A 2,769-nucleotide genomic window follows, 5' to 3' on the forward strand; every position below is an offset into this window, starting at 1 on the left:
TTCTAGTTCTTATATCTTTTGCATTTATATTTGGAACGGTTGATGCCTTCTTTTCACCTGCTAACACCTCCCTGCTAACATCCTTAGTTACTAAAGATGAACTTATTAGAGCAAATTCCTTTATACAAACTTCTAATCAAATATCTTTATTTGCTGGTCCTATGATAGGTGGGTGGATTCTTACAATCGGTTCATTTGATCTTTTACTTTCAATAGTTGCAGTTCTTTTACTTTTCACCTTTACACTTTCTCTTTTCATTAAAGATGAAAAAAGTGGGAAAAATATCAATTCTCTTTCAACAAAAAATCAACAACAGGAAGGCTTTTCATATGTATGGGAGATGAAATTTCTAAAGAATATGCTGACGATTCTGATTATAATAAATTTTTTCTTTTTCGGGCCTCTACTTATAGGTATTCCATTATTAGTTAATAACGTATTAAGTGGAAATGCAATTGACTTAAGTTTTCTTCAAAGTTCTTATCAAGGCGGAATGTTTGCAGGGGCCATTTTAGTTGGTATTTTAAACCTAAAAAAGAAACGAGGTAAGACCATCTTAGTCTTAATAACAACTTTAGGAATTCTATTATCTATTTTAGGACAAATTGAACTTACCTGGCAAGGAATACTCTTACTGATAATAATGGGTGTTTTTTCATCTATTATAAATGTTAATCTAATCTCAGTAATCCAAGAAAAAAGTGATCAAGACAAAATTGGGAGAGTTATGAGTATTGTAAATGCCTTTTCTAATGGTTTTGTTCCATTTTCTTATGGTATGGTCTCACTTGCGCTTGTAATGAATATATCTATTTCAAATATAATGTTATTGTGCGGATTTTTAATTATAATCTTCTCATTACATTTTCTAGTAAAATCAAAAGTAATTAAAGAAGTGGATTAAATTTTATTTAAATAAAGGCTATGTTAAATATATGAAAAGATATATGAAACCACTTATTTTAAAAAAAGAGGGCTCTTATACCGACAAAGGTTATATAAAACGAGGATAAATACTTAAAGTAGATTAAAATTGAATAATTTTTAGATTTCATTGTTGGATTCAACAGGACTTGAAAGAGGCAGTCTGAAACTAACACTAAATTTCTTAACAGGAGGATACTATATGTACATCCTGTTTTTTATGCAACTGATATAAACTCTGCATCTTCAATAGTTTTAACACTTAAGGACACACTGCTTTCAACTAATCTTCAATACATTTATTATATTTCTCACTGATTTGCACCTACTTTCTTCCTTATTATATAAGTACTTATTAAGATCTGAAAAGGGTAAACCAGTGAGAACATGCCTTTTTAATTAAATTTTGAATAACTTATATACACTATGAGGAAATGAATTTATTAAATTAAACTTGTATTTACATTATGTTTTAAACTCATATTTTATCAAGTATATCGAACAAATTATAAAAACTCCCCTAAAATATTTGTTTCATTCCATGTATGAATTGCATGTTGTTCTCTAGCCATGTGCTTTTGTAGGTATATCATGGTTGTTTCAATTTTCTCATGCCCAAGTGAACGAGATATTTGATAAATATCGGCTTTACTCATATAACTGGTTATAGCGAACGCGTGACGAAAAACGTGAGGCGATATAGTTATTTTACAATCTGGAAGAATCGGTAGCTTAATTTCATTTATCTGTTTCGATATGTATTGAGATAAATAACTAGGTGAATATCCTTTTCCTGTACTCGTTGTGAAAAGGTACTCATCTGGATCTGCATCTCTTAAATCTATCAGTCCTCTCGCACGACGGAAGGCACGAATACTCTCTATAACTTTTGCTTTTAGCGGAGCTTCTCTTCGCTTATTTCCTTTACCTGATACATCTAAATAAAACATACTCGTGCTGCTGTCATAATGAACGTCTTTTACTTTCAATCGGCACATCTCTTCATTACGAATGCCAGTAGTCACTAATACATGAATGAGCCCATACATTACTGGATGATTAATCTCTTTATAATAGGTAAGTAGTTCAATGACTTCGTTCGGACCAAGATCGCGGTTCGGTCTATCATCTTTGCGTACATTGGCTACTTTTAAACCTTCATGTATAGGCTCCTTAATATAGTCCTTCTCATACAAGAGTTTTAGGAAATGACGAAGAATATTAGTTTTTCGAGAAAGGGTTGCAGCTGAATAAGAGCCTTTCTTCAATACATGCGGACTTTTTGTCGCAAGCCACTCCTGGTATTTCCGAATATGTCTTTTCTCCAGCGATTTAAAAAGAGAACCATTCACTATACCATCTATATCTATTCCAATTTCATTTGTATACTCTAATACATGTTGAATGAAAAAGAGTAATTCCTTTTTATATTCCACTCGTGTTCTGTCTGACTTATCATGTTCTTTATTTAAGTGATCCTCCTTGTATAAATAATACTGAATCATTTCCACATCCGAAAAATCCGCAAAAGGGACTTCACGAAATTTTTCCGCTTCATCTAATTTCACTTGCAGAGTTTCAAAAACAGATTTATCACTTAATTGCTTTTTCACTTCATGTATCATCAACTCATTTGTTGTTAAAATCAACTCATTCATATTTTCACATCCTAAAAAATAATGTAAATATTATATATATGTAATGTTATAAACTTATAGATTCTACAACTATATGATATTACATTTTTGAAATATCCGATTTTCATTTTTATCTTTTGAAAAGAACAGAGGATGACTCTTATTCCAATTATAGATAGAATATAGTATTTATCAACAATTATAAGC

The 2,769-nt window shown here is 30.7% G+C and carries 2 protein-coding genes; one reads left to right on the top strand and one right to left on the bottom strand.

Translation table 11 applies throughout. The features are described from left to right. On the top strand, positions 1 to 905 hold a 905-nt coding region (locus V7014_RS23260; protein WP_335510810.1), incomplete at its 5' end, for an MFS transporter. A gap of 526 nt (positions 906 to 1,431) precedes the next feature. Here the strand turns inward: V7014_RS23260 and V7014_RS23265 are convergent. Further along, positions 1,432 to 2,583, bottom strand: coding sequence for a tyrosine-type recombinase/integrase (locus tag V7014_RS23265; RefSeq protein ID WP_335510812.1), 1,152 nt, complete (start codon positions 2,581 to 2,583; stop codon positions 1,432 to 1,434). Positions 2,584 to 2,769: the final 186 nt, after the last annotated feature.

This window comes from Bacillus sp. JJ722 (assembly GCF_036963345.1).
Classification (GTDB): Bacteria; Bacillota; Bacilli; order Bacillales; family DSM-1321; genus Bacillus_AD.

Excerpts from the sequence above, each read along its gene's own strand:
- V7014_RS23265 (WP_335510812.1), bottom strand. The coding sequence starts at position 2,583 with ATGAATGAGTTGATTTTAACAACAAATGAGTTGATGATACATGAAGTG.